Genomic DNA, 24,250 nt, shown 5'->3' on the forward strand with positions numbered 1-24,250 from the left:
CATTAAGTTGCGCGGCATGGAACAAACCACCCTCGTCGCGCTCTCCGCCTTCGCGCTCGTCTCGTCGATCACGCCGGGACCGAACAATATGATGCTGATGGCATCGGGCGCCAATTTCGGCCTGCGCCGCACCGTGCCGCACGCGCTGGGCGTCGGCATCGGCTTCACGCTGATGATCGTCCTCGTCGGCGTCGGGCTGATGGGATTGTTCGACCTGTTCCCCATATTGGGCACCGCGCTCAAGGTCGTGAGCGTCGCCTATCTCCTCTGGCTCGCGTGGAAAATCGCCAACGCCGCGGCGCCCGATACGGCAGGCAGCTCCACCGGCAAGCCGATGACCTTTGTCCAGGCGATGCTGTTCCAGTGGGTCAATCCCAAGGCCTGGTCGATGGCGCTGACCGCGATCGCGCTCTATGCGCCCGACCGCAATTTCGTTGCGGTCCTGCTCGTCGCGATCGTGTTCGGGATCGTCAACCTGCCGTCGACCAGCCTGTGGGCGGTGATGGGACAGGCGCTGCGCGGCTGGCTGTCGAGCCCGGCGCGGCTGCGCGCCTTCAACTGGACGATGGCGGCGCTGCTGGTCGGATCGCTGGCGCTGCTCATCTGATCCGATTGCCAGGTTGCGAAGCGCAACCTATGGACGGCGCTCCCCTCTTTTGACCGGAGACCAAGAGCCATGCCAAGCCGCCGCCTCGGCCAAAGCGCCATCCATGTGTCCGACATCTGCATGGGAACGATGACCTTCGGCAGCCAGACCGACGAGGCGGAAGCGTTCCGCGTCCTCGACCGCTGCTTCGATGCGGGGATCAATTTCTACGACACCGCCGAGGGCTATCCGGTCCCGCCCGACGTCAAATGGGTCGGCCGCACCGAGGAAATCGTCGGCCGCTGGCTCAAGACCAAGCCGCGCGACGCGATCATCCTCGCGACCAAGGTGTCGGGGCCGAGCCATGTATGGTTCAAATCGCCGTGCCGCGGCGGGATGACCGCGCTCGACCGCAAGAATATCATGCAGGCTATCGACGACAGCCTGATCCGGCTGCAGACCGACTATATCGATCTCTACCAGACGCACTGGCCCGACCATGATGCGCCTTATGACGAGATGATGGATGCCCTCGACGAGCTCGTCCGCGCCGGCAAGGTCCGCATCCTCGGCTGTTCGAACGAGACGAGCTGGGGGCTGATGAAGTCGCTCGCCGCGTCGGAGAAGCTCGGCGGCGCGCGCTACCACACGATCCAGAATAATTTCAGCCTCAACAACCGCCGCTTCGAGGACGAGCTGAAGCAGGTCTGCCGGCAGGAAGGGGTCAGCCTGATCCCCTATTCGCCGCTCGCCGGCGGGGTGCTGTCGGGCAAATATCAGGACGGTGCGACCCCCGAAGGCGCGCGTTTCTCGCGCTACCTCAAGATGGAGGGGCGGCAGGCCGCCATGGGCCGCCGCTTCGTCAACGAAAAGAGCCTCGCCGCGACCGAACGCTATCTGAAGATCGCCGCCGATGCCGGGCTGCATCCGGTGACGATGGCGACCGCCTGGTCGAAACAGCACGACTTCGTCGCCTCGACGATCGTCGGCGTCAGCGCCGATGATCAGGTCGACCCGATCCTCGATGCGATGGACCTGGTCCTCAGCGACGAGGTGATGTCGGCGCTGCACCAGGTCGGCAAGGATATTCTCTACCCGATGGGGTGAAGATGCGGCCATTCGAGGACGAGCACCTCGCCGGGCCGCAACTGGCGCCAGCGGCGCGAAAGCCGATCGAACGCGTCGAATATCTGCGGCCGCGCCGCATCGATCCGGGCGCGTTCGTCGGGGCTGAGCGCGGCGCACGTCCGTTCGGCCTCGGCAAGCGCCGCGCGCTGTGCCGGACTATCGGGGCGGTGCGTGCGGCGCCAGTCGACGTCGAACAGCAGGACGGCGAGTTCGGACAATTGACCCTCGCGGCCCTGCGCCTTCGCCAGCCTCGCGCCTCTCGCAACCTGCTTGCGCGCCGCGCGCTGACGCTCCTTCGCCGGCAAACCCCCGCCCGCCTCGACATGGAACGAGCCTGCGTCGCCGCCTGCCGCGAGCTGGCCGAACACCCCCGTCTTCAACCCCATTGCCGCCTCGACGACGAAATGAACCATGTCGTGCGGCAGGTCGGGGTCGAACCCCGGTGCCGGGTCCATGACCAGCACGGGACCTTCGCGACGCTCGATACGCATGCCGTAACGCCGCTCGCCCGACCGGATGAAATGGACTTTCATGGGGTCCCTCTATAGGCTGGCAGCCCGACTTGCCGAAAGGATTTGCGATGTCCCCCGCCCGCCGCGCGTTTTTCGCCCTTGCCGCTTTCTCCGCCGTCATCGGCACCGCGCACGCCGCGGGCTCCACGATGTTCCGCGACGCGGGCTGCGGCTGCTGCCTCAAATGGCTCGAACAGGTGAAGAGCGCGCTCGGGCAGAAGGCCGTGATCGTCAATTCGGCCGACATGACGGCGGTGAAGGACAAGCAGGGCGTGCCCGCAGCGCTGCGCAGCTGCCACACCGTGCTCGTCGGCGGCTATGTGATCGAGGGCCATGTGCCCGCGAAGGAAATCGCCCGCCTGCTCCTCGAAAAGCCGAAGGGTGTCAAAGGCCTCGCCGTCGCCGGCATGCCGATGGGATCACCCGGCATGGAACATGGCGATCACCGCGAGGCCTATAAGGTCATGAGCTTCGGCCCCGGCGGCCAGCGCGTCTACGCCAGCTACGCCGCAAGCGGCGGCGCGCACGCGCATTGAGCGCCGCTTGCCTCTGCCATCGTCATCCCGGTGCAGGCCGGGATATTGCCGGTGCGCAGGGATGCGAAGTCGAGATCCCGGCCTATTGATGAAGCAGGCCCGATCAGGCCAACTCCTCCTTGAACAGCGCGAGCATCCGGCTCCACGCCTTTTCGGCCGCCGCTTCATTATAGGCGCGGCCGTCGGGCGGGCACCAGCCGTGCATCGCGCCCTCATACACCTCGACCTCGTGCCAGTGCGGTGACGGAGCGAGGGCTTCCTTCAGCAAGACCTTCTCGTTCGGCGTTTCCTTGTCGTCATTGTCGGCGATCGCGAACAAATAGCCCGCATTGGTATCGCCGATCAGCAGGTGCGGACTGTCGGGCTTGCCGGTTCCGACCCCGCCGCCGTGGAAACTCGCCGCGGCGCCGACACGGCCGGGCTTCAGCGCGGCGGTGTAGATCGTCATCGCGCCGCCCATGCAATAGCCGGTGGTGCCGATCCGCCGCTTCGTATCGACCTCGGCCTGCGCATCGAGGAACGCGAGATGCGCCTTCGCGTCGATCTCCACCGGCGCCCGGGTCAGCTGCTTCAGATAGCCGAACAGCTTTTCGCGGATCGGCGGGTCGTTGAAGTCGTTCGCGGCATCGACGACCGGCGATTTCTGCCAGCGATAGAAGGGATTGACGGTCAGCACCGCATAGCCTTCGCCCGCCAGCCGGTCGGCCATCTGGCGAAAGGCCGGACGCAGGCCGCGGATGTCGGGCCACACCAGCACGCCGGGATGCTTGCCCTCGGCCGGCGCGACGAAATAGGCGTCGCACGTCCCGTCGTCGGTCTGGATCGTCACGTCGCGGCCCTTGACCAGCTTTCCCGCCATCGCGTGCACCGGCAGCATCGTCGCCAGCGCACCGGCACCGGCGAGCGCAGTGAAGCTGCGGCGCGCGACCGGAAGCCCCGCACGGTCGAGATCGGCTTCGGTAAGGTCATTGCACATGGCGGGTCTCCTTGGGGGGAATTGGAAAATGGCAGAAAATTGCCGAACTTCACTCGCAATTCATATTGCCGGCCTCTTGTTCCCCGGCAGAAGCACAGTCCAGGTCGAACCCATGGCGCAGGCCACCTGCCCCCCGGCTTTCGCCCGGGAACACCCGGAATTGACGCATGGAAAACGGCGCAAAACTGCGCAACTTCACACCGGATTGACGGATGCCACGAGGTTTCGGGGCGTTCACCACCTTCGTCACCACGGACTGGATCCGGGGTCCAGCTTTTGACGCTCGACTCCTGATCGAAAAAGAGCGGGACCCCGGATCACGTCCGGGATGACGAGGAGAAGAGGCGATTGTGCGAAGGCGCGGAAAACTGCGCAACTTCACACTGAATTCGCATCCGCGAACAGCCGCTTTCTCGCCCGAACGGCGATCGCGCACGGCTGCGCGAGACATGGAAAGCGGCTGGAAAAAGACCATCGAAGCCAAGCTAGCGCCCCGCCATTTTGTAGGACAGCGATTTTTGCCGGACGCCCCGCTCCCCGTCGCTACGCGACGGGGAGGATCATGATCTCATCGAAACGATGCGCAACCCGGTGCACCCCGACACCACGCAACATTTCGCCATGCGCGGCGCGGTCGACGATATGCCCCGCGCCGCAAAAGCCGATCACGGTCATCCCCGCCGCGACTGCGGCGCGCGCGCCGGTCGGCGAATCCTCGATCGCCAGGCATGAAGCGGGATCGACCCCCAGCCCCTTCGCCGCCGCAAGATAGATGTCGGGATGCGGCTTGCCGCGGTCCCAGCCGTCGGCGCTATAGATATGGTCGCCGAAATGATGCGCGAGCCCGAACAGCCCGAGCGCCCAGCCGATATATTCGGCGCGGCTCGACGACGCGATCGCGCGCGGCAGCGCGCCGAGCGTGTCGAGGAAGGCGGGCGCGCCAGGCACTGCGTCGAAACCCTCCATGAAGCGCGCCCGCGCCCGAACCCGGTGCGTCTCGCGAAAATCGGCGGGCAGCGGCCGGCCAAAGCGCGCCTCGATCCGCCGCTGCGCCTCCTGCCAGTTGTGACCGTAATATTCGGCAAGGCATTCGTCATAGGTGGTTGGCATGCCCGCTGCGGTCAGGCTCTCGGCCAGCGAAAGATTCGCCCGCACCTCGCTGTCGGCGATCACGCCGTCGAAGTCGAAGATGACGGCAGCGAAGCTCACCAAAGCCCCCCATGTTTATCCGAACGCAACATATTGTCCTTAAAGGCTGAAAACTCAGGAGACATTTGCATGAAATTCATCGAACTCAAATCGCGTGGCGGCAATTATCTGGTCGTCGCCGAAAATGTCGCCTGGCTCCGCGACTATGAAAATGGCCAGACGCAGGTCGGAATGGTCGGCAGTGCACCGCTACTGGTCGCCGGCAAGATCGAGGAGGTCGCTGCAAGCATTCTTGCACAGGCGAATGCTGCGGAATGACGGGTCCAATTCAAACTTAGCCGATGATCGCGCTAATCCTATTAGTGAGGCTCATTCGGAGATCTTCGGAGCCATTCCAAACTATGTGTGCAAACTGTCTCGTGTCAAAATGGACATAATTTAGGCAATCGGCTCGTACTGTCCATATGACCGGAATTCCAATACCCTGCGCGAACCCTGCTTCATAATATACGCCACCGCGGGAGTTGGGTTGAAGTTTCCCATCTTCGTCCAAAAGGATCGAACAGGTAAAATCAGCGACGACAAACCGAGACTTGCGTATCTCTGCGATAATTTCATCATCGATCTTGTTTGAATGTTCTTTCTGGTCGATTCTGAATGGCCTAAACCCTGCATTTGAAATGCCCGCGGCAAAGCCGTTTTGATAGGCTTCGGTCATCTCAGTTCCGAACCACATCGCGACAAAGCCTTGCCGGCTGTTCACAACACCGGTTTCGATAGCGTCCAGGCGCTCGAAACCTTGATAAGTGACTTCGATTGACCCGCTACTGTTCCAACTGATTAACCCAGCGCCCTCAAGTAATTTGAGAAAACCTAGAGTTTGATCGTTGGACTGTGATTCAATCCAAGCGCCAATCCAATCTAACGTTGATATGTCGCTATGAGTGAGGTCGAAATCCATCCCAGGCTGTAACCTGACCGAACTCAAATAGAGAAAGAACCTGTCGATTCTCTCGCTGACTCGGAGGGGACGCTGGCTTTCAACATAAGATAAAACATCAGCAGTTACGCTCGGCCACTCTTCTCCGGCGCGGCGTTGGTCGATCAACCAGCTTGTAAGTTTAGCTCTTAGCTGAGTATCATCCGGGCGTAGGCGATTCCACGCTTGGATATCCATTAGATATGGACCGCCTGCTCGGGGGCTGTCATATTGCCAAACGAATGCCATAGATCGGCGGCAGGCGGCCCGAGTGCCCCAAATTGCACAGCAATTTTCGGGTGGCAGATTCATTGGCCTTTGGTCCTCACTCCACCGTAACCGACTTCGCCAGATTGCGCGGCTGATCGACGTCGGTGCCCTTCGCGACCGCGACATGATAGGCCAGCAACTGCACCGGCACCGCGTAGACCAAAGGCGCGATCAGCGGGTGGACCTTGGGCATTTCGATCGTCGCCATGCAGCCGTCACCGGCTTCGGCCAGCCCTTCGGCGTCGCTGATCAGCACCACCTTGCCGCCGCGCGCACGGACTTCCTGCATGTTGCTGACGGTCTTTTCGAACAGCGGGCCCGACGGGGCGAGGACGATCACCGGCACCGCTTCGTCGATCAACGCGATCGGGCCGTGCTTCATCTCGCCCGAGGCATAGCCTTCGGCATGAATATACGAGATTTCCTTGAGCTTCAGCGCACCTTCGAGCGCCAGTGGATAGTCGGGGCCGCGGCCGAGGTAGAGCACGTCGCGCGCCGGGGCGACGAGATGCGCCATCGCCGCGATATCCTCGTCATGCTGGAGCGCGGCATTGAGCGCGGCGGGTGCCTCGATCAGGTGCTTGACGATCTCATGCTCCTCGTCGGCGCTGAGCTTGCCCTTCTTGAGCGCGAGGTGCGCGGCGAGCGCCGCGAGCACCGCGAGCTGGCAGGTGAAGGCCTTGGTCGAGGCGACGCCGATTTCGGGCCCGGCGTGGGTCGGCAGCAACAAATCCGCCTCGCGCGCCATGCTGCTGGTGGGCACGTTGACGACGACCGCGATCGTCTGCCCGTTCGCCTTGCAGTGGCGCAGCGCCGCGAGCGTGTCGGCGGTTTCGCCCGACTGCGAGATGAAGAGTGCGAGCCCGCCCGGCTGTAGCACCGGATCGCGGTAGCGGAATTCGGAGGCGACATCGATGTCGACCGGCACCCGCGCGAAGGTTTCGAACCAATATTTGGCGACCATGCCGGCGTAGAAGCTGGTGCCGCACGCGACGATGGTGATGCGGTCGATCTTCGACAGGTCGAAATCCATCTGCGGCAGCGCGACGGTCTGTTCGAGCGGGCGGATGTAGGAGGAGAGCGTCTGCGCGACGACGGTCGGCTGCTCGAAAATCTCCTTCTGCATGAAATGGCGGTAATTGCCCTTTTCGATCGTCGCGGCCGAAACGCCGCTGGTGGTGATCTCACGCTCGACCGGATTGTTGTCCTCGTCGAAGATCCGCGCGCCGTCGCGCGTGATGACGACCCAGTCGCCTTCTTCGAGATAGGCGATCTTCTGCGTCAGCGGCGCCAGCGCGAGCGCGTCGGACCCCAGATAGGTCTCGCCGTCGCCATAGCCGACGACGAGCGGCGAACCGAGGCGCGCACCGATCAGCATGTCGGGGTGGCTGCGAAACACGATCGCGAGGGCGAAGGCACCGCGAAGCTGCGGCAGCACGGCCTTCACCGCATCCTGCGGCGACTTGCCCGCCTCGATCTCTTCGGACACCAGATGCGCGACGACTTCGGTATCGGTCTCGCTTTCGAACTTCCGGCCGCGCGCGGTCAGCGCTTCGCGCAGCGGCTTGAAATTCTCGATGATCCCGTTGTGGACCAGCGCAACCTCACCCGTCGCATGCGGGTGGGCGTTGTTCGTCGTCGGCGCGCCGTGCGTCGCCCAGCGCGTGTGCGCGATACCGACAAGGCCCGGCGCCGGGTTGCCCGCGAGCTCCTTGACCAGATTGCCGAGCTTGCCCTCGGCGCGGCGGCGGACGAGCTGCCCGCCCTCGACCGTGCACACACCCGCCGAATCATAGCCGCGATATTCCATCCGCTTCAGCCCGTCGACCAGACGGTCCGCGACCTGGTCCTTGCCGATGATTCCGATAATTCCGCACATGTGGGTCTGGCTTTCGTTTGAGGGCGCCCCTGTTTTGGGGTGGGCCCTATAGCGTGTAGGGAACGCGAATACCCGGCATGGCCGCCGGAAACACCTTGATATTGCGCGTAACGAGGATGCGGCCCGATATTTGCGCGGTTGCTAAGACGAAGGCGTCGGCCATCGTCAACCCCTTGCGTTCGGCGCGCAGCGCGGCGGCGCGGCGGGCGACCGCATCGCCGACCTCCTCGATCGCGAAACAGCCAAGGAACGCCTCGACCGCCTTCACCGACACGGGGTCGGCGGCCGACATCACCTCGGTCCAGCTGATCCGGCTGATGCTCTTGCGCCCGGCACGGCGAATTTCGCTGCGCGCCGCCTCGACGCCGTTCAGCGCGTCGATCAGAATATCGCTGTCGAACTGCGCCTCGATCATTCGCGCTTGCCCCGCAGGCGGCGCTGATATTTCAGCCCGTCGCCGATGTCGTCACGCGACCGCCATATACCGAAGCCATTGTCGATCGCGTCGCCCGATACATCGGCGCGATAGGCGCTCACCGCCCGGCGAACCAGTTCGGCGCGCGACACCCCCTGCTCGGCGGCGAGCCCGTCGAGCCATTGCACATCGTCATCGGGAATGTCGGCGAGGAAACGCATGCGATCCCGATATCATATCATGATATCAAATCAAGCCCGTCGACCGGCCCGGGCCATGCTCCAAACCCGGCGGTCGGTGCCGACGTCTATTTCGTCATCGCGGGATTGAACGTCGATAGCTCGGGCCGCGTCGCGTAATAGACGTAGATATCCTTCGCAAGGTCGGCATAGGCATGGCCGTTCGTCGCGTGGCCATCATATCCCGACACCTTGACAAGTTCGCCACCATCGCGCCACGACATCAGGATACCATGTTCCTCTTCCCAGTCGCAATTGCCTTCGAGCACGAGATATTGCTTCCGCGGTTCCTTGGCGCCGACATCCCAGCTTTCCATCGCACTCAAGGTCGTCGGACGAACGAAGCGCCAGATTTCGGCCGCATCGGGCGCCAGGCCTTTCAACGCACGATCAATATATTCCCACCCGACGGCCTCGGCGAAATCGTTAAGATAGGCGTGGATATGCGGCGTGTCGCCGATCCGTTCGGCCTCGCCAAGGTTCAGGAAGCGCCGGATCGTATCGCCGAAGTGGATGATCTGCTGCTCGTCTTCGAAGAAGAGCGCAACCTCCCGGCCCCCAAAATAAGGAAGCGGCAGCGCCCGGTTCTCGCGCCAAAAGCCGATAAGCTGTTCGTCGGTGCAGGTCATTTCCCGGACCCTTTCCTCACCGCCCTCATCAGCCCGTCTTGAAATTGCGGTCGACGAAGATCATCGCGAACTGCACCGGGTCGGCCGCCTCGCCATTGCCCGCTTCGAAGCGCTGCTTGCCATTCTCCCAGATCGTGCGGATCTGCGCCGGCAGTTCGGGGGTGAATTTCATCTGCTGCTCGACGATCGCCTCCCAGCTTTGGCCGATGGTTCCAAAGCTCTGCTGAAGCTGCGGCACCATCGCCTTGCACCAGCTTTCGGTCGCCGTATCGAGATGGCCGATCGCCTGCAGCACCCACGCATCGACAAAGCGCAGGAAGGGCTTTTCCTCATAACGGTCGGTCACATTTCTTCCTTTTCATCGTATCGCCATTCGCCCTTCAGCAAACCGAAGATCAGCGAATCGCGCACCCCGATATGCGTGTCCCACTCACCGCGCAGATGGCCCTCGCGCTGGAACCCCAGATGGTCGAGCAGCGCGATCGAACCGGCGTTTTCGGGGTCGGTATCGGCGAAGATGCGGCGCAGACCGCCATCGGTAAAGCCATATTCGACCACCCGGGCGACCGCCTCGCGCGCGATTCCGCTGCCCCAGCGGTCGCGGCGCAATATATAGCCGATCTCGCCGACCCCGGGCTTGCCGTCCATCAATATCACCCAGCCGAGCGCAAGGTCGTCGCCGTCGGCGGTGATCGCCCAGCACAGCCACCCCTGCCCCTCGGCCGCGTTGCGGGTCACATAGGCCTCGGTCTCGGCCAGCGACTGGTGCGGGCCGCTCGACCACCAGGTCATCAGATCGGCGTCGGACAGCGCCGCGAACAGCGCCTCGGCGTCGCCGGCGCGCAGCTGGCGCAGGATCAGGCGCGCGGTGATCAGCGTCGGTGCCGACATCGCCCTACTTCTTCTTCTCCGCCGCCTTCTTCTTGCGCATCGCATCGTGGAAGCGGTCGGCCCAGCCCGGCTTGACGAGCTGTTCGCCGCGCACCAGCCGCAGTTCGCCATCGGCGACATCGCGGGTTACCGCACTGCCCGCGGCGACGATCGCGTCGCGGCCGATCTTCACCGGCGCGACGAGCGCGCTGTTCGATCCGATGAAGGCATTGTCGCCGATCACCGTCTGATATTTGAAATAACCATCATAGTTGCAGGTGATCGTCCCCGCCCCGATGTTCGCGCCTGCGCCGACGGTGGCGTCGCCCAGATAGGTGAGATGGTTCGCCTTTGCCCCCTTGCCGAGATGCGCCTTCTTGGTCTCGACGAAATTTCCGACCTTCGCATTTTCTTCGAGCACGGTGCCGGGACGAAGCCGCGCGAACGGGCCGATTTCGCAGCCCGCGCCGATGCTCGTCCCCTCGATATGGCTGTTGGCACGGATCCGCACCCCGTCAGCGACGCTCACCCCGGGGCCGAAGAAGACATTGGGCTCGACCAGCACGTCGCGGCCGAGCCTGGTATCCCAGGCGAACCAGACGGTATCGGGCGCAATCAGGCTGGCGCCGTCGGCCATCGCCTGCACCCGGCGGCGGGCCTGCCATTCACCCTCCATCGCGGCGAGTTCGCCGCGGCTGTTGATACCCGCGACGTCGAACGGATCGGTGATCACGACCGCCGAATGGCGCCCGTCGGCATTGGCGATATTGACGATGTCGACGAGATAATATTCCTTCGCCGCATTGTCGTCGGTCACCCGCGCGAGCAGCGCGAACAAATCCTTCGATTTCGCCGCCATCAGCCCCGAATTACAAAGGCGCACCGCGCGCTCGGCCGCGGTCGCATCCTTATGCTCGACCATCTTGGTGACGCGGTCGCCCCCCTGAGAATCCTTGGCGGTAATCACGCGGCCGTACTGCTGGGCATCGGCGGGTTCGAACGCGAGTACGACCACCGCGGGCGCATCGTCGGCGTTCAGCCGGTCGACCATCGCCTGCATCGTCGCCGCCGGGACAAAGGGCACGTCGCCGTAGAGGATCAGCACATCGCCATCAAAACCGGCAAGTGCGGCTTCGGCCTGCTGCACCGCGTGGCCGGTACCAAGCTGCGGGTCCTGCACCGCCAGCTCGGCGCTGCCCGCCAGCGCCGCTTCAAGCTGGTCGGCCTTGTCGCCGACGATCACGACCTTCTTCGCAGGGCTCAGCTCGTCGACGCTGGCCATCAGATGCATCAGCATCGGCCGGCTGGCGATCGGGTGCAGCACCTTGTGCAGGTCGGATTTCATGCGCGTGCCCTTGCCGGCGGCGAGGACGATAGCGGCGATCGGTCGGTTGGTGGTCATGCGCGTCCCCATGCCAGCAAATCATTGCGGTTTCCAGACTGCCCGGCCATGTGCACGCGATGAACGCATTTCCTTTCCCGACCGTCGGTTTCGATCTCGACGGCACGATGATCGATACGGCGGGCGATCTGACCGCCGCGGTCAATCACGCCCTGACGCTCGTCGACCGCGCGCCGCTGTCCGAAGCGGCGGTGCGGCCGATGATCGGCCTCGGCGCGAAGCATATGCTCGAACAGGGCCTCGCGGCGACCGGCGGCGTTGCCGACGGCGACGTCGAGCGGCTCTATCCCGAACTGCTGCGCTATTATGAGGCGCATATCGCGGTCCACAGCACGCCCTTCCCCGGGCTGCTCGAGGCGCTCGACGGGCTCGATGCGCTCGGCGTCCGCACCGCGGTCGTGACCAACAAGATGGAGCGGCTCGCGCGGATCTTGCTCGGTGAACTCGGGCTCGCGGAGCGCCTGGCGACGATCATCGGCGGCGACACGCTCGGCGTCCGCAAGCCGTCGCCCGAACCGGTGCTGGCGATGGTCGAACGATGCGGCGGCGGGCGCGCCGCCTTCGTCGGCGACAGCATCTACGATATGATGGCAGCGCAAGCGGCCAACGTCCCGAGCATCGCCGTCAGCTTCGGCTTCCTCGACCGCCCGGCGTCGGAGCTCGGCGCCGATCATGTCATCGGCCATTATGACGAACTGGTGCCGTTGCTCGGCAGGCTCTAACGCTTGCGCCACTTGGTCCACAAATGGCGCGCCAGCATCGCGGGCGGCATCCGCAGCCAGTGCGAGCGGATGTAAAAAGCCTGCTGCAGGGCAAAACCCGTCGCATGCCCCCATTCGTCGCGCGCGAGCAGGCGGCGGATAAAAAGGTCATCGTCCCACTCGCGCTCGAATTCCAGCCGAAAAGGCCACGAATAGGATCGCAGCGGTGTACCATATATCCGGTTCGCCAGGCGGAGAGCCCGCTTCACCACCTTCGCCAGCCCATGGGTCGATGCCTCTTCGATCAGCGTCAGATAAAAATCGCGATCGTCCTTCAGGAAATCGAGGACCAGGAGATGGAAGTCCCAAAGGTTTCTCAGCCCACCTTGCAGATCACCGTCCGCAAGCAGATGTGCCGCGCAATGGCAGGCCATGGCGGGCGGACTGAGCACGCGAAAGCCGGATGGCGTTTCGATGGCTTCGGCCATCAGGATCAGCGCGTCAGGCGTGATCCGGTGCGTCTGCGGCAGGATCGTGTGGTGAACGTCGATCATCCGGTCGCGCGCCTTGTGGATCAGCGGCGGCAACTCGTGCATATGGTCGCGGTAATAGGCGTCGTCATAGGGATCGGACTTCACCCATTCCCACCCCGCCTCGAGCAGATCATTTTCGGCGCGGCCGATGTCGCTGCGCAGGACGAGGATATCGAGATCGCCGATCTGCCGTCCCGCGGCGCACGAGAGCCCGGCGGCGGCATAGGCGGTGCCTTTGAGCAGAACGAATTCGATCCGCTGCCCTTTCAGCGCGCGCCGCGCCATTTCGGCCTCCCACAGCGCCTGGCGCTGCGCAACCTCGGCGGCGGCGCGCTGATCGGCCAACAGCGCCGCGACCGGCGGCCGCAGCGCGGCCTGCTCAAGCCGGCACGCCAGCGTCGCGAGCATCGCCTCGGCGCGCGCAACCCCGATCACCCCGTCCCAATCGCGCCGGGTCAGCGTCGCCGCATCGCGGCGCCCGGCGAGCAGGTCGACGAACGTCTGCACCGCGCTCACCGCACCGCCTCCGCCCATAATTGCTCGACCAGCGCCATCCCCGTCGCGCTGTCGGGATAGGAAACGCCAAACGCCGGTGTCTCGCGCACCAGCCGGGTCAGCGCGGCGAACCCCGCCTCGCCGAGCGCAACATAGTTGGTCGACGCCTCGGTCAGCCGGACGAACGCCTCGCCCTCGCCCATCGGCTCGATCGCCGCCTCGCCGCCGAAGCGCGGGAAGAGCAACAACGCCGGGCGGGCGGGTTCGTGCATCGCCGCAATCGCGTCGGCGCGCGGGATCAGGTGGCGGATATCGCCCTTCGGCGTGCCCGCGAGCAGCGGCCCAAGCCGCGACGGATCGACCCGTCCAGCGACCTCCGCAATCGCCTGATTCTTCAGGCTCACCGCCCGCGGAAAGGCGAAGGCGTCGCCGCTCGCCGGATCGATCAGCGTGAATTCGTCGCCCATGAGCCGCCAGCCGTCTTCACCGAGCAGCGCCGCGAGGGTCGATTTGCCCGACCCCGATTCGCCCGACATGATGATCGCGCGGCCATGTTTCGCGACCGCGCTGGCGTGGAGCAGCATATGGCGCCGCCAACCGAGCGCCACCTGCAGGTTCATCCCCATCTCGGCGGCGAGCAATCCCATCGACAGCGGCAGCGGCAGCGCGTCGGGAACGATGAAATCGCCGCCGATATGCACCGACGGGCGCAGCCAGCGCCGCCACGGCCGCGCCGCGAACAGCCGCACCGTCGCATCGGCAGGCCGCGCATCGTCCTGCGGATAGGCGGCGTAGAGGCGTTCGAGCCCCGCAATCGGTTCCGCCCAGTCGCTGCCGACGCGGAATTGCACGGGTCCGACGGCGATCCGCGTGCTGTGCCTCACGCGCGCTCCACCAGGCCGATGGCGGCGAGTTCGGCGAGCCGTTCGGCGACGACCACGCGCGCGTCACCTTCCGCATCAAGATCGAACGCCGCCGCAAGCCGCGCCGCGAGCGCCGCCGCATCGCATGGCGCATCGCCCATCAGCGTCAGGATTTCCGGGATCGGCGGCACGACGAGGTGCGTCTGCGTCGAGCGGCGGTCAAAGATCGCGGTCAGGTCGCCAAGCGGCTCGATGCGCAGCGCGTCCGGCGGCGCGGCGCGGTACACGGCGTCAGGCATAGTCTTCGGCGGCGGCCGTCAGCTTGGCGAGGATGGCGAGCAGTGCCGTACGCTCCTTGGCGCTGATCGTCGCTTCAAGCTGTGCTTCGCTGGCCAGCGCCGCGGGCACGATGGCGTCGTACAGCGAACGGCCGGTTCCGGTAAGCTCAAGGTGATGCGACCGCCCGTCGGCCTCATGCGCCTGCCGCGCGATCAGCTGGCGGTCGGCGAGCGCCTTGGCGGCGCGATTGACCGTCACCTTGTCCATCCGCGTTGCCGCGACCAGTTCGCGCTGGGTCAGCGGCTTGCCCTCCCCCAGCACCGCCATCAGCCGCCATTCGGGTATCTTGAGCCCGAAGCGGTTCTGATATTCGGCGGCAATGCGGCTCGACAGGGCATTCGACGCGATCGACAGCCGGTACGGCAGAAAATTATCGAGGTTCAGTTTCTTCGCGGTCATGGCCTATCCATATCGCCTGATCGCTGTGTGTGAAGGGCGATTTGGACCAAAGCAACATTCGTCATTGCGAGCGAAGCGAAGCAATCCAGAGCGGTTTACGGGCGCCCTGGATTGCTTCGCTTCGCTCGCAATGACGAGATGGTTGTTTTAAAACGAAACCCGCGCGCCCACCCACAACGTCCGCGGCGTCGCGCGCTCGACAATGCCCGATGACGAAATCGCCGCGGGAACCAGTTCGTCGAACAGATTTTCACCCCGCGCCTCGATGCTGATCGCGCTCGCCAGCCGCCACGACAGCCCGGCATCGAACGTCAGCGCATCACCAAGCTGGAGCTGCCCGAGGTCGTCTTCATTCTGCTTGCCGACATAGCGCAGTGTCGCGAAACCGCCGACCGGACCGCCTGAATTGCTGCGCAACGACACGCTGCCGCCATGCTTGGCGATCTGCGCCGGACGCCGGTCGTCGAGCGCCCCCGCCGCGCCCGATGCATCGACCCGGGCATCGGTAAAGGCATAGGTCGCGCGCAGCGTCACCACGCCGATCCCCTGCTCGGCGCTGACCTCGACGCCCTTGCTGTCGATCGCGTCGAGATTCTGCCGCTGGTTGAGGTTCGCCGCGAGGGTGACATTGGCGATCGCGTTCGTCAGATGGTTGGCGAACAGCGTCGCCGACAGCTTGGTCGCGCCGCTGGCCCAGTCGACCCCGACCTCGCCGCCCCACAGGCGTTCGGGCTTCAGCGCCTCGTTCGCCGTCGTCACATCGGCGCCGACGCGGAACGGGCGGTAGAGCTCGTTGAGTGTCGGCAGGCGCCAGCCGCGATAACCCGCGGCGCGGAGTGATAACGCATCAGATGTCCAGCGAAGTCCTGCGCGGCCGCTGCCTTCCCATCCTTGCCGCGCGTCGAAACGCAGGTCGGTGATCGTCGTCCCGCCGATATTGCGTTCGAGCCGATAGCCGGTGCCGAGCCACCAGCGGTCGACGCGGCCGCTCAGCGTCCAGAGAAGGCCGCGGTCAGCATCCCCCGATGTCCATTCGGCAAAGGCGCCCAAGGTATCGCTGCTGCCGCCGGCGATGCGGTGGCGGCCGGCTATGCCGCCGGTGAAGAAGAAATCCTCCTCGGTGCGGCCGGTCGTGCGGCGCCAGTCGGCCCCGACGCGGAGCGGATTGGTGCCGTCGAACGCCGGGCGCAGTTCGAAGCGTGCGCCGATCCCGGTCGCGGGCACGCGCTGGAACAGCGCCGGGGCGACGCTGTTCCGCCCCGCCGCAACGCTCGCGAAACCGCTTTCGAAATCGCGGAGCTGGATATAGCCGAGCGCGAGCCATTGCGTCCCGCTGGCAGGGTCGTGAACGACGCGCAGGCTCGCATCGACGCCGTCGAACTTGCTGTCGGTAAAATCGGTGCCGCGGTCGCGCCGGTCGGAAAAGCCGCGCAGGCTCGCCTCGACATGGCTGTTGTCGCCGGCATCGAAACGCAGGCGAAGACCGAGCCCGCCCTGTTCGTAACCTGCGGCGCGATCGACCGCGCCGCGCCGCCCCTTGACGATCGGAATGAAGCCGTCGCCGCGGCTGTAGCGGCCATCGATCGCAATCTGGCCATTGCCGATGCGCGTGCCGACGCTCGCCGACGCGTCCCAGCTATCACGGCTGCCATAGGCCAGGCTCGCTTCGCCGCCATCGGTCATCGTCGAATGGAGGCCGATCGTCCCCGCCAGCGCGCCGGGTCCGTCGACGCCGCTACCACCGCCGCGGGTGATCGAAATACCGCCGAGATGGATCGCATCATAGGCGCTCCATGCGACCCAGCCGCCGAACGGGTCAGCCTGCGGCACGCCGTCGAGCGTCACCAGCGCGCGGCTCGACGCATTGCCGCCGAGCCCGCGCAAGGTGACCCCCTGGCTGGTCGGATGTGCGCTGCGGCCGTCCGAGCGGCGGAACTGGACGATGCCCGCTTCGTCGCGCAGCCGATTTTCAATGCGCGCGCCAAGGCCGGGCGCCAGGTCGCGAAGCAGCGTGCGCTGTTCGACCGAATCAGCCGCAGCCGGCGTCAAGGATCCCGAGCCAACCACGACGATCTCGGTCGGATCGCGGCTGCAACAGACGTACACCGGTTCGTAAACATCTATCGGTTCATAACCATCTGGTGGCTGGTCAATTTCCTGCGCCGCCACCGCCACTGGCATTACCAGCAGCGCCGCCCCCGTCAGAAGCCGGATCACGCCGGTTTCACCGCGTCGGGGTGCGCCTTCTGAAAGGCGTCCAGCTCCATGCACGCCGCATCGATCGCCACGAGCCGCGGATAATCGTCCAGCGGCACCTCGAAACGCCGCGCGTTGTACATTTGCGGGACAAGGCAGCAATCGGCGATTCCCGGCGCGTCACCGCCCAGATAGCGCCCGTCGCCCGCCATCGCTTCGAGCGCGTCAAAGCCTTGTGCGATCCATGTCGCGATCCAGCGGTCCTTCGTCTGTTCGTTGAGGCCGAGGTCGCGCTTCAGATATTTGAGGACGCGAAGATTGTTGAGCGGATGGATGTCGCTCGCGATCACCTGCGCCTGCGCCAGCGCCACCGCGCGCGGCATCGCCGCCTCGGGGATCAGGCGCGGCTCGGGATAGCTGCGGTCGAGCCAGTCGATGATCGCCATGCTCTGGATCATCGGTTCGCCATCGATGACGAGCATCGGCACGAACCCCTGCGCATTCTGCTCGAGATAGGCGTCGCTGCGCTGCTCGCCCGCGATCAGGCTGACCTCGACGCGCTCATAATCGAGCCCTTTCAGGTTCAGCGCGATACGGACGCGAAAGCTGGCCGACGAGCGGAAATAATCATGGAGGAGGAGTTGGGTCATGAATCCTGTCGCACCTATCATCTTCGTCATCCCGGCGAAGGCCGGGATCTCGACGGAGCATTGGGCCGTGACGGTGAGGTCGTGACCGGAGTCACGCGCCTCCGGACACCCTTCGCCGGGATGACGCATATGGGCGGAACCTGTTTCATTCAAGGCCGGGACCGCCTCAGTTATTCTTGCCCTCAGGCATCTGCGCAATCCACTCTCGCAGCAATTTCGCGCCTTCCTTGTGAACCGCGCCGCGCCCGAGTTCGGGCATCGCGATCCCGGGGTCGAGGCTTTCGAGGCGATAGATCAGGAAGCTGTGATCGGGGTCGCCCGGCTTGATCGCAAACGCCATCCCCCCGCTGCCGCGCCCCGCCGCCGTCGGGCGCTTGCCGATCCCGTAATTGACCCCCGCCGGATCGTCGGTCCAGCGCAGGAACAGCCCGCTGTTCGACGCGCTGCCCTTCGGATTGTGACAATGCGCGCAATTGACGTCGAGATAGGCACGGGCGCGCTGTGCGACGCTGCCGCTCTCCGGATCGTCCCAGCGCGGCAGCGGCGCGATGCGATTCGCGGGCCAGCCAAAGCGCCCGCTCTCGAACGCTTTCCACTTCGGGGCGAAGACAAGGTTCCGCGCCTTGGGCCCGATCGGCACGATCGCCCCCGCTTCGGCATGGCATTCCTTGCACTGATTCTTGTTCGGCACCGCATAGCTGATTGCCTGCTTTGTCCCGTCGGGCCCGGTAAAGCTGACCGGCACGCGGCGCCCGCCGATCGCCAGCGTCGCGTCGTGCCCATCGGCGTCCCAGACATAAGGAAGGGCAGCCCAGCCGTCCTTGCGATGGATCAGCAGCCGCGTCTCGACCGGCTTGCCCTGATTCTGCCCGGCCCAGGAAAAGCTCTTGATCAGCACCGTGCCGACCGGAAAGGCAATCCGCCCCTCGCCATCGACGTCGGCCCGGGTCCCCGCGGGCATCCAGATCGCGCGCGCCTTGTCGGCATAATCGCTGAACAGCGGCGTGTGCAGCCCATAGGGCGTGACACCGTCCACAAGCTGCGCGCCGCCCGCACGGAACAGCCCGAACTCGGACAGCTTGCGCGGCATCGTGTCGCCGTCGATCAGCGTCTGGTCGGGCCCCGCCAGCGGCACCGCGGCCCCGCCGCTCGCACACAGCCACGCCGCGGCAAGGGCGGCGGCCAGGCGCTTCACTTGACCTTGGCCTCCATGCTCGCGGGCAGCGTGATCCCGGGCAGCGGCGCGGGCGCACTATCCTTGAGGTCGACCGGCGACGGCTTCGCCTCGCTCTGCGGGGTCTGCACGTCGGGCAGGTTCAGCGACAGCACCCCGGCATCGTCGTTGACGATCGCATTGCCCGAACCGTCCCACAGGACCGGCGGGATCGCCCCGCCCATCGCCGCCGCCATCTCGGCGCCGCCCGGAAAGCCGGGCGCGAAGCCCGCCTTGCCATGCACATTGTCCCACACGACGATCTGGCGCGGCAGCGGCTGATATGTCTCGTCCTTGTACGGATAGCGATAGCCGACGATCATCACATTGGCGGTGCCGTTATCCTCGAAGCTGTTGTCGAAAATCTCGACCCGGCTGTTGGCCATCACCAGCACTCCGGTACCGGTCGGGACGCTCGCGACGATATTGCCCTTCGGCGCGAAATTGGGGGTGCTGTTGTCCTTGACGATATTGTCGAACACCCGGACGTTATGACCGCCCTGCATCGGCAGGCTCGGCAGGTCGAACACCAATATGCCGCCGGTGTTGCGCATCGCGATATTGTCGTGGACGTCGGCGTCGTAGCTGTTCTCGATCTCGATCCCCGCGACATTCTCGATCGCGAAGCTGTCGCGGACCACGATATTCTTCGACTGGCCGACATAGATGCCCGCATCCGACGCGCCGCGGACGAAGACGCTGTCGATCAGCACATCGCTGCTTTCGACCGGATAAATGCCATAGGCGCCGTTGGTTTCCTTCGGCCCCGCGGTCCATTCGACGCGCAGTTCGTGATAGACGATGCGATCGGCGCCCTTCGATTTGATCCCGTCGCCCTTGGTGTTGAGCACCGCGAAATTGGTCAGCAGCACATCATCCGAGGTGACAAGCAGCCCCTCGCCCGCGCCCTGCTGATCCGAAAAATCGAGAATCGAGCCGTTCGCGTCGGTCCCCGCACCGCGAATGGTCACATTGGCGACGTCGAGCGACAGCCCGTCGGTCAGTTTCCACGTCCCCGCGCCCAGCTCGACGACATCGCCCGATACCGCCATGATCAGCGCCTCTTGCAGCTTTTCATTGGCGTCGGGCGTATTGGCACTGACGCTGATCGTTTTTGCCGACGCCGGCGCCGCCGCCAGCAAGCCCGCGGCAAGGGTCAGATAAGCCGTTCGCGACAGGCCATGGAATCGCATAAGTCTCTCCCTGTTTCACAGAAACATGCGGCAAGACTTGACGGAAGCCAAGCCTGTTGCTGACATGCCTGTAACAACAGGGGAGTGGTCGCAATGTTTCACCGATATGCCATGGCGCTTGGCGCCTTCATCGCCGTGCCGACGATGGCCGCGGCGCCGGCGTCGATCGCCGGGCGCTGGAAAACCGACGACGGCAAGGGCATCGTCGCGATGGCGCCGTGCGGCGCGAAGATGTGCGGACGCATCGAACGGCTTCTGATCCAGCAACCGGCGGGCGGCCAGCTCGACGAGCGCAATCCCGACAAGGCGAAGCGCGGCCGCAAGGTGACCGGGCTGCAAATCTATTGGGATCTCGTCCCCGACGGCACGGGCTGGAAGGGACAAGGCTACAGCCCCGAGGACGGCCGCTATTACAAGGCGCACCTGCACGCCAAGGGCAACAAGATGACGATGAAGGGCTGCGTCGCGGTGTTCTGCCGCACGGTAACCTGGACACGGCTGGGGTGATCGTCGCCCCCGCGCAGGCGGGGGCCGCTGTCGGTTTGCACAGCGGCGCAGGACAAGGCCTCCGGCGGCCCCGCCTGCGCGGGGGCGACGAATTAAGCAAGCGCCGCATCCCACCCCAACCCCTCCCGCCTGCGGGAGGGGAGAAAATCAATCCTCGCCCAAGATCCAGTCGACCCCCGCCGCGACATGGATGCGCGTCGTGTCATAGACCGGAAGCAGATTGGCGTCGGGATCGACCAGCATCACCAGTTCGGTGCTCGCCAGCACCAGCGCCTGGATGTCCTGCTTGGCGATATCGGTGATGAAGGTGCGCATCGTGCGGCGCGATTCCTCGACCACCTTGCCCTGCATCAGCTGGTCGTAGATGATATTGTCGATCGCCTCGGCACGCTCCTGGTCATAGGGTGCCAGCGTCAGGCCGTGACGGACAAGGCGCTGGCGGTACCAGGCCTCGGTCATCACGTTGCGCGTGCCGATCACCGCCGCCGCCTTGATCCCGTCGGCCTTCATCTTTTCGCCCGTCTCGTCGACGATGTGGAGGAGCGGGATCGAAATCGCCGCCGCGACCTCTTCGGCGACCTTGTGCATCGAATTGGCCGCGATCATCAGCGCGGTCGCGCCCGCCGCCTCGAGCCGCCGCGCCGATTCGATCAGCACATCCTTCGCATGCGCCCATTGTTCGGGCGTCGTCAGCCGCGACAGCTCGCAATAGTTGAGACTTTCGAGCAGGATCGGCGCCGAACAGGCCGTTCCGAGGCGTTTTTGCACGCCCTTGTTGAGATGGCGGTAATAAAGCTCGGTCGATGCCCAGCTGATTCCCCCGATCAGGCCGATTTTACGCATAAGATCCCTTATTCCCAAAAACACGTTGCCCCCGCGAAGGGCGTTCAGAGGCAAGTGACTCTGGACGCGGCCGCAGGGGCAACGCTTAATAGCGGCCCCTGCCTTCGCAGGGGCGACGGTTCAGGTCAATCTCTGTGCGATCAGTGCCCGCCGCCGTTCAGCGCCTTGACGATGTCGTCGGTCATCTTCTTGGCATCGCCGAGCAGCATCATCGTCTGGTCCATGTAAAAGACGTCGTTGTCGACACCGGCATAACCGACCCCGCCCATCGATCGCTTCACGAACAGCACGGTCTTCGCCTTTTCGACGTCGAGCACGGGCATGCCATAGATCGGCGACGACTTGTCGGTCTTCGCCGACGGGTTGGTCACGTCGTTGGCGCCGATGACGAAGGCGACGTCGCATTGCGCGAACTCGCCGTTGATGTCTTCGAGCTCGAACACCTCGTCATAGGGAACGTTCGCCTCGGCCAGGAGCACGTTCATATGCCCCGGCATGCGCCCCGCGACCGGGTGGATCGCATATTTGACGTTGACGCCTTCCTTCTTGAGCAGGTCGCCCATTTCGCGCAGCGCGTGCTGGGCCTGTGCGACCGCCATGCCGTAACCGGGGACGATGATGACATTTTCGGCCTGGCTCATCAGGAAGGCGGCATCGTCGGCGCTGCCCGGTTTCCATGGCCGCTGTTCCTTCGACCCGCCCGCGCCGCCCGCGGCGGCATCGGCGCCGAAACCGCCCGCGATGACGCTGATGAAGCTGCGGTTCATCGCGCGGCACATGATGTACGACAGGATCGCACCCGACGAGCCGACGAGCGCGCCGGTGATGATCATCGCGGTGTTGCCGAGCGTGAAACCCATCGCCGCCGCGGCCCAGCCCGAATAGCTGTTCAGCATCGACACGACGACCGGCATGTCGGCGCCGCCGATCGGGATGATCAGCAGGAAACCGATGACGAAGCTGAGCGCCGTGACGGTCCAGAACACCCAGGGCGACTGATCGGCCGTGAAATAGGCAACGAGCCCGATGATCGCGGCCAGCGTGCCCAGATTGATGATATGGCGTCCCGGCAGCATGATCGGCGAACCCGACATATTGCCGTTGAGCTTCAGGAAAGCGATCACCGATCCCGAGAAGGTGATCGCACCGATCGCGATACCGAGTCCCATTTCGATCCGGCTGACGGTGTGGATCTGCCCCGCGGCGTCGGCAATGCCGAACGCGAGCGGGTTGAGATAGGCGGCAGCGGCCACCGCGACCGCGGCGAGACCGACGAGGCTGTGGAACGCCGCGACAAGCTGCGGCATCGCGGTCATCGCGATCTTGCGTGCCATCACGATGCCGATGACCGCACCGATACCGATCGCGGCGAGAATCTCGGCCATCGCAACCGGATCGATACCGACATAGCTGTTGGTTGCATCGCCGACCTTCATCGGCATGTGCGTGAGCAACGTCGTGACGACCGCGATCGTCATGCCGATCATGCCAAAGCGGTTGCCGCGCTGCGCCGACGCCGGGCTCGACAGCCCGCGCAGCGAGAGGATGAACAGGACGCCGGCTACCAGATAGGCGACGGCCGCCCAAGGATTGACGGCAAGGCCATGGCCGCCGGTCGCGGCGGCAAGGATCGACTGAAACTCCATCTCAGCGCTCCTTCTTCTTGTACATCGCCAGCATGCGCGCGGTGACCGCGAAACCGCCGAAAATATTGATGCTCGCCATCACGACGGCGGCCAGCCCGAGCCATTTCGACGAAGCCGACCCCGCGGCGGCGCTGGCGATCAGCGCCCCGACGATGATGACCGACGAAATGGCATTGGTGACGCTCATCAGCGGCGTGTGCAGCGCCGGGGTCACCGACCACACGACGAAATAGCCGACGAAACAGGCCAATATGAAAATCGAAAAAATCGCGATGAAATCCACGGCGCGCTCCCCTGCTGATTCCGCTTGGCGCACCTCTTGCCGCGCTGATGCGGGTGTGTCGACTCCAAAGCAGTCAAAAAAGCGCGCGCATAGCCGGGCAAAAGCAGGAAATATCGGCTGATCGCGACATAAAATGTCGCAGTGCAACAAAGTTGCGCGTCAGCGAGCCGAAATCCGCCGCGTGCCGACGACATTGATCACGCCGTTGACAGGCAGGGCATCGAGGTCGGAACGACCCTCGGCCGCGTGGACAAATCTGAAACCTGTCGAAACGGCGGCTTTGGGGTGGATTTGAGACATTCCCTCCCTTTTAGGGAGGGGTTAGGGGTGGGTCGCGAGCGCAGCGAGCAAGAGGAAGAGCGCCGCCTTCGGCGGCTACCCACCCCCAGCCCCTCCCTAAAAGGGAGGGGAGAAGAACGTCCGCTTCCGGCCGAAAGCCGACGCCACCCTGCCCGCACCCTACGCCGGTGAAGACAGCTTCATCAGCACCAGTCCGCTCACGATCAGCACGGCGGCGCCGATCCGCATCGCATTCGCCTGTTCGCCGAGCACCATCACGCCGACGAGGAAAGCGCCGACCGCGCCGATCCCGGTCCAGATCGTATAGGCGGTGCCAAGCGGCAGCGACTTCATCGACAGCGACAGCAAGGCAAAACTTGCAATCATCGCCGCCAGGGTAACCAGCGACGGCGCAAGCTTCGTGAAACCTTCCGATTGCTTCATCGAAAAGGCCCAGACGATTTCGAGCAGACCGGCGATACCAAGATAGACCCAAGCCATGGGCAGCCTCCTTAAAAAGCCGCCGGGCCGTCCCGGACC

The 24,250-nt window shown here is 64.7% G+C and carries 29 protein-coding genes; 6 read left to right on the plus strand and 23 right to left on the minus strand.

Annotation, left to right across the window (positions count from 1 at the left end):
- The first annotated feature begins 16 nt into the window (after positions 1-16).
- A complete protein-coding gene (locus FHR22_RS09900; RefSeq protein WP_166942634.1) occupies positions 17-607 on the plus strand; it encodes a LysE family translocator in 591 nt (196 codons plus the stop codon).
- 69 nt (positions 608-676) lie between these two features.
- Entirely contained in the window at positions 677-1,693 is a 1,017-nt protein-coding gene (locus FHR22_RS09905; RefSeq protein WP_166941625.1) for an aldo/keto reductase, read from the plus strand.
- Here FHR22_RS09905 and FHR22_RS09910 read toward each other — a convergent pair.
- Positions 1,678-2,247, minus strand: a complete 570-nt coding sequence (locus FHR22_RS09910) for a hypothetical protein (RefSeq protein WP_166941627.1) — start codon at positions 2,245-2,247, stop codon at positions 1,678-1,680. The genes FHR22_RS09905 and FHR22_RS09910 overlap by 16 nt on opposite strands.
- Before the next feature lie 47 nt (positions 2,248-2,294).
- Here FHR22_RS09910 and FHR22_RS09915 point away from each other — a divergent pair, with 47 nt between their 5' ends.
- Positions 2,295-2,762 (plus strand): DUF411 domain-containing protein, encoded by a 468-nt coding sequence (locus FHR22_RS09915; protein ID WP_166941629.1) that lies wholly within the window; start codon positions 2,295-2,297, stop codon positions 2,760-2,762.
- Between the two features lie 103 nt (positions 2,763-2,865).
- On the opposite strand, the gene FHR22_RS09920 is transcribed toward FHR22_RS09915, so the two are convergent.
- Both FHR22_RS09920 and FHR22_RS09925 read right to left on the minus strand, forming a co-directional pair.
- Positions 2,866-3,738 (minus strand): dienelactone hydrolase family protein, encoded by an 873-nt coding sequence (locus tag FHR22_RS09920; protein ID WP_166941631.1) that lies wholly within the window; start codon positions 3,736-3,738, stop codon positions 2,866-2,868.
- Positions 3,739-4,281: 543 nt separating this feature from the next.
- Positions 4,282-4,947 carry an HAD-IA family hydrolase gene (locus tag FHR22_RS09925; RefSeq protein WP_166941633.1) on the minus strand — a complete coding sequence of 222 codons (666 nt, stop codon included), beginning with the start codon at positions 4,945-4,947 and terminating at the stop codon, positions 4,282-4,284.
- A gap of 69 nt (positions 4,948-5,016) precedes the next feature.
- On the opposite strand from FHR22_RS09925, the gene FHR22_RS09930 reads away from it, so the two are divergent.
- Entirely contained in the window at positions 5,017-5,205 is a 189-nt protein-coding gene (locus FHR22_RS09930; RefSeq protein WP_166941635.1) for a hypothetical protein, read from the plus strand.
- Between the two features lie 16 nt (positions 5,206-5,221).
- Here the strand turns inward: FHR22_RS09930 and FHR22_RS09935 are convergent, their stop codons facing one another.
- The 8 genes from FHR22_RS09935 to glmU all read right to left on the minus strand — a co-directional run bounded on the left by FHR22_RS09935 (position 5,222) and on the right by glmU (position 11,570).
- A complete protein-coding gene (locus FHR22_RS09935; RefSeq protein WP_166941637.1) occupies positions 5,222-6,064 on the minus strand; it encodes a hypothetical protein in 843 nt (280 codons plus the stop codon).
- A gap of 127 nt (positions 6,065-6,191) precedes the next feature.
- Complete coding sequence (gene glmS / locus FHR22_RS09940; protein ID WP_166941639.1) at positions 6,192-8,015, minus strand: glutamine--fructose-6-phosphate transaminase (isomerizing); 1,824 nt, start codon at positions 8,013-8,015, stop codon at positions 6,192-6,194.
- Between the two features lie 46 nt (positions 8,016-8,061).
- Positions 8,062-8,430, minus strand: a complete 369-nt coding sequence (locus FHR22_RS09945) for a PIN domain-containing protein (RefSeq protein ID WP_166941641.1) — start codon at positions 8,428-8,430, stop codon at positions 8,062-8,064.
- Entirely contained in the window at positions 8,427-8,651 is a 225-nt protein-coding gene (locus FHR22_RS09950; RefSeq protein ID WP_166941645.1) for a ribbon-helix-helix protein, CopG family, read from the minus strand. Before FHR22_RS09950 ends, FHR22_RS09945 begins: the two co-directional genes overlap by 4 nt.
- Before the next feature lie 86 nt (positions 8,652-8,737).
- Positions 8,738-9,298, minus strand: a complete 561-nt coding sequence (locus FHR22_RS09955; protein WP_166941647.1) for a DUF6985 domain-containing protein — start codon at positions 9,296-9,298, stop codon at positions 8,738-8,740.
- A gap of 28 nt (positions 9,299-9,326) precedes the next feature.
- On the minus strand, positions 9,327-9,644 hold the full coding sequence (locus FHR22_RS09960) for a hypothetical protein (protein WP_166941649.1): 318 nt from the start codon (positions 9,642-9,644) through the stop codon (positions 9,327-9,329).
- Positions 9,641-10,189: a GNAT family N-acetyltransferase gene (locus FHR22_RS09965; RefSeq protein ID WP_166941651.1), complete on the minus strand. Its 549-nt coding sequence runs from the start codon at positions 10,187-10,189 to the stop codon at positions 9,641-9,643. The genes FHR22_RS09960 and FHR22_RS09965 overlap by 4 nt, the downstream gene beginning before the upstream one ends.
- A 4-nt stretch (positions 10,190-10,193) precedes the next feature.
- Positions 10,194-11,570: a bifunctional UDP-N-acetylglucosamine diphosphorylase/glucosamine-1-phosphate N-acetyltransferase GlmU gene (gene glmU, locus FHR22_RS09970; protein ID WP_243853636.1), complete on the minus strand. Its 1,377-nt coding sequence runs from the start codon at positions 11,568-11,570 to the stop codon at positions 10,194-10,196.
- A gap of 59 nt (positions 11,571-11,629) precedes the next feature.
- Between glmU and FHR22_RS09975 the strand changes: the two genes are divergently transcribed.
- Positions 11,630-12,292 (plus strand): HAD-IA family hydrolase, encoded by a 663-nt coding sequence (locus FHR22_RS09975; protein WP_166941656.1) that lies wholly within the window; start codon positions 11,630-11,632, stop codon positions 12,290-12,292.
- Here the strand turns inward: FHR22_RS09975 and FHR22_RS09980 are convergent.
- The 8 genes from FHR22_RS09980 to FHR22_RS10015 form a co-directional block, all read right to left on the minus strand.
- Positions 12,289-13,320 (minus strand): nucleotidyltransferase family protein, encoded by a 1,032-nt coding sequence (locus FHR22_RS09980; RefSeq protein WP_166941665.1) that lies wholly within the window; start codon positions 13,318-13,320, stop codon positions 12,289-12,291. The genes FHR22_RS09975 and FHR22_RS09980 overlap by 4 nt on opposite strands.
- On the minus strand, positions 13,317-14,183 hold the full coding sequence (locus FHR22_RS09985; protein WP_166941667.1) for an HprK-related kinase A: 867 nt from the start codon (positions 14,181-14,183) through the stop codon (positions 13,317-13,319). The genes FHR22_RS09980 and FHR22_RS09985 overlap by 4 nt, the downstream gene beginning before the upstream one ends.
- Positions 14,180-14,461, minus strand: a complete 282-nt coding sequence (locus tag FHR22_RS09990) for an HPr-rel-A system PqqD family peptide chaperone (RefSeq protein ID WP_166941668.1) — start codon at positions 14,459-14,461, stop codon at positions 14,180-14,182. Before FHR22_RS09990 ends, FHR22_RS09985 begins: the two co-directional genes overlap by 4 nt.
- A complete protein-coding gene (locus tag FHR22_RS09995) occupies positions 14,454-14,900 on the minus strand; it encodes a MarR family winged helix-turn-helix transcriptional regulator (protein ID WP_166941669.1) in 447 nt (148 codons plus the stop codon). The genes FHR22_RS09990 and FHR22_RS09995 overlap by 8 nt, the downstream gene beginning before the upstream one ends.
- A gap of 147 nt (positions 14,901-15,047) precedes the next feature.
- Entirely contained in the window at positions 15,048-17,117 is a 2,070-nt protein-coding gene (locus FHR22_RS10000; RefSeq protein ID WP_166941670.1) for a TonB-dependent receptor domain-containing protein, read from the minus strand.
- Complete coding sequence (maiA, locus tag FHR22_RS10005) at positions 17,114-17,746, minus strand: maleylacetoacetate isomerase (RefSeq protein ID WP_166941671.1); 633 nt, start codon at positions 17,744-17,746, stop codon at positions 17,114-17,116. The genes FHR22_RS10000 and maiA overlap by 4 nt, the downstream gene beginning before the upstream one ends.
- A 166-nt stretch (positions 17,747-17,912) precedes the next feature.
- Positions 17,913-18,941 carry an SO2930 family diheme c-type cytochrome gene (locus FHR22_RS10010; RefSeq protein ID WP_166941672.1) on the minus strand — a complete coding sequence of 343 codons (1,029 nt, stop codon included), beginning with the start codon at positions 18,939-18,941 and terminating at the stop codon, positions 17,913-17,915.
- Positions 18,938-20,152 carry a parallel beta-helix domain-containing protein gene (locus FHR22_RS10015; RefSeq protein ID WP_166941673.1) on the minus strand — a complete coding sequence of 405 codons (1,215 nt, stop codon included), beginning with the start codon at positions 20,150-20,152 and terminating at the stop codon, positions 18,938-18,940. The genes FHR22_RS10010 and FHR22_RS10015 overlap by 4 nt, the downstream gene beginning before the upstream one ends.
- Positions 20,153-20,245: 93 nt before the next feature.
- On the opposite strand from FHR22_RS10015, the gene FHR22_RS10020 reads away from it, so the two are divergent.
- Complete coding sequence (locus FHR22_RS10020) at positions 20,246-20,659, plus strand: DUF2147 domain-containing protein (protein WP_166941675.1); 414 nt, start codon at positions 20,246-20,248, stop codon at positions 20,657-20,659.
- Between the two features lie 147 nt (positions 20,660-20,806).
- Here FHR22_RS10020 and FHR22_RS10025 read toward each other — a convergent pair whose 3' ends face one another.
- From FHR22_RS10025 to FHR22_RS10040, 4 genes are all read right to left on the minus strand, one after another.
- Positions 20,807-21,502: an aspartate/glutamate racemase family protein gene (locus FHR22_RS10025; protein ID WP_166941677.1), complete on the minus strand. Its 696-nt coding sequence runs from the start codon at positions 21,500-21,502 to the stop codon at positions 20,807-20,809.
- Between the two features lie 140 nt (positions 21,503-21,642).
- Positions 21,643-23,148, minus strand: a complete 1,506-nt coding sequence (locus tag FHR22_RS10030; protein ID WP_166941679.1) for an NAD(P)(+) transhydrogenase (Re/Si-specific) subunit beta — start codon at positions 23,146-23,148, stop codon at positions 21,643-21,645.
- A 1-nt stretch (position 23,149) separates the two neighbouring features.
- Entirely contained in the window at positions 23,150-23,431 is a 282-nt protein-coding gene (locus FHR22_RS10035) for a proton-translocating transhydrogenase family protein (RefSeq protein ID WP_088441687.1), read from the minus strand.
- Between the two features lie 459 nt (positions 23,432-23,890).
- Entirely contained in the window at positions 23,891-24,211 is a 321-nt protein-coding gene (locus FHR22_RS10040) for a DMT family transporter (RefSeq protein WP_166941681.1), read from the minus strand.
- Between the last annotated feature and the right edge of the window lie 39 nt (positions 24,212-24,250).

It is taken from the genome of Sphingopyxis panaciterrae, assembly GCF_011762125.1.
GTDB lineage: Bacteria > Pseudomonadota > Alphaproteobacteria > Sphingomonadales > Sphingomonadaceae > Sphingopyxis > Sphingopyxis panaciterrae.

Excerpts from the sequence above, each read along its gene's own strand:
- FHR22_RS09900 (WP_166942634.1), top strand. The coding sequence starts at position 17 with ATGGAACAAACCACCCTCGTCGCGCTCTCCGCCTTCGCGCTCGTCTCG.
- FHR22_RS09905 (WP_166941625.1), top strand. The coding sequence starts at position 677 with ATGCCAAGCCGCCGCCTCGGCCAAAGCGCCATCCATGTGTCCGACATC.
- FHR22_RS09910 (WP_166941627.1), bottom strand. The coding sequence starts at position 2,247 with ATGAAAGTCCATTTCATCCGGTCGGGCGAGCGGCGTTACGGCATGCGT.
- FHR22_RS09915 (WP_166941629.1), top strand. The coding sequence starts at position 2,295 with ATGTCCCCCGCCCGCCGCGCGTTTTTCGCCCTTGCCGCTTTCTCCGCC.
- FHR22_RS09920 (WP_166941631.1), bottom strand. The coding sequence starts at position 3,738 with ATGTGCAATGACCTTACCGAAGCCGATCTCGACCGTGCGGGGCTTCCG.
- FHR22_RS09930 (WP_166941635.1), top strand. The coding sequence starts at position 5,017 with ATGAAATTCATCGAACTCAAATCGCGTGGCGGCAATTATCTGGTCGTC.
- FHR22_RS09935 (WP_166941637.1), bottom strand. The coding sequence starts at position 6,064 with ATGGATATCCAAGCGTGGAATCGCCTACGCCCGGATGATACTCAGCTA.
- glmS (WP_166941639.1), bottom strand. The coding sequence starts at position 8,015 with ATGTGCGGAATTATCGGAATCATCGGCAAGGACCAGGTCGCGGACCGT.
- FHR22_RS09945 (WP_166941641.1), bottom strand. The coding sequence starts at position 8,430 with ATGATCGAGGCGCAGTTCGACAGCGATATTCTGATCGACGCGCTGAAC.
- FHR22_RS09950 (WP_166941645.1), bottom strand. The coding sequence starts at position 8,651 with ATGCGTTTCCTCGCCGACATTCCCGATGACGATGTGCAATGGCTCGAC.
- FHR22_RS09955 (WP_166941647.1), bottom strand. The coding sequence starts at position 9,298 with ATGACCTGCACCGACGAACAGCTTATCGGCTTTTGGCGCGAGAACCGG.
- FHR22_RS09965 (WP_166941651.1), bottom strand. The coding sequence starts at position 10,189 with ATGTCGGCACCGACGCTGATCACCGCGCGCCTGATCCTGCGCCAGCTG.
- glmU (WP_243853636.1), bottom strand. The coding sequence starts at position 11,570 with ATGACCACCAACCGACCGATCGCCGCTATCGTCCTCGCCGCCGGCAAG.
- FHR22_RS09975 (WP_166941656.1), top strand. The coding sequence starts at position 11,630 with ATGAACGCATTTCCTTTCCCGACCGTCGGTTTCGATCTCGACGGCACG.
- FHR22_RS09990 (WP_166941668.1), bottom strand. The coding sequence starts at position 14,461 with ATGCCTGACGCCGTGTACCGCGCCGCGCCGCCGGACGCGCTGCGCATC.
- FHR22_RS09995 (WP_166941669.1), bottom strand. The coding sequence starts at position 14,900 with ATGACCGCGAAGAAACTGAACCTCGATAATTTTCTGCCGTACCGGCTG.
- maiA (WP_166941671.1), bottom strand. The coding sequence starts at position 17,746 with ATGACCCAACTCCTCCTCCATGATTATTTCCGCTCGTCGGCCAGCTTT.
- FHR22_RS10015 (WP_166941673.1), bottom strand. The coding sequence starts at position 20,152 with ATGCGATTCCATGGCCTGTCGCGAACGGCTTATCTGACCCTTGCCGCG.
- FHR22_RS10020 (WP_166941675.1), top strand. The coding sequence starts at position 20,246 with ATGTTTCACCGATATGCCATGGCGCTTGGCGCCTTCATCGCCGTGCCG.
- FHR22_RS10025 (WP_166941677.1), bottom strand. The coding sequence starts at position 21,502 with ATGCGTAAAATCGGCCTGATCGGGGGAATCAGCTGGGCATCGACCGAG.
- FHR22_RS10030 (WP_166941679.1), bottom strand. The coding sequence starts at position 23,148 with ATGGAGTTTCAGTCGATCCTTGCCGCCGCGACCGGCGGCCATGGCCTT.
- FHR22_RS10040 (WP_166941681.1), bottom strand. The coding sequence starts at position 24,211 with ATGGCTTGGGTCTATCTTGGTATCGCCGGTCTGCTCGAAATCGTCTGG.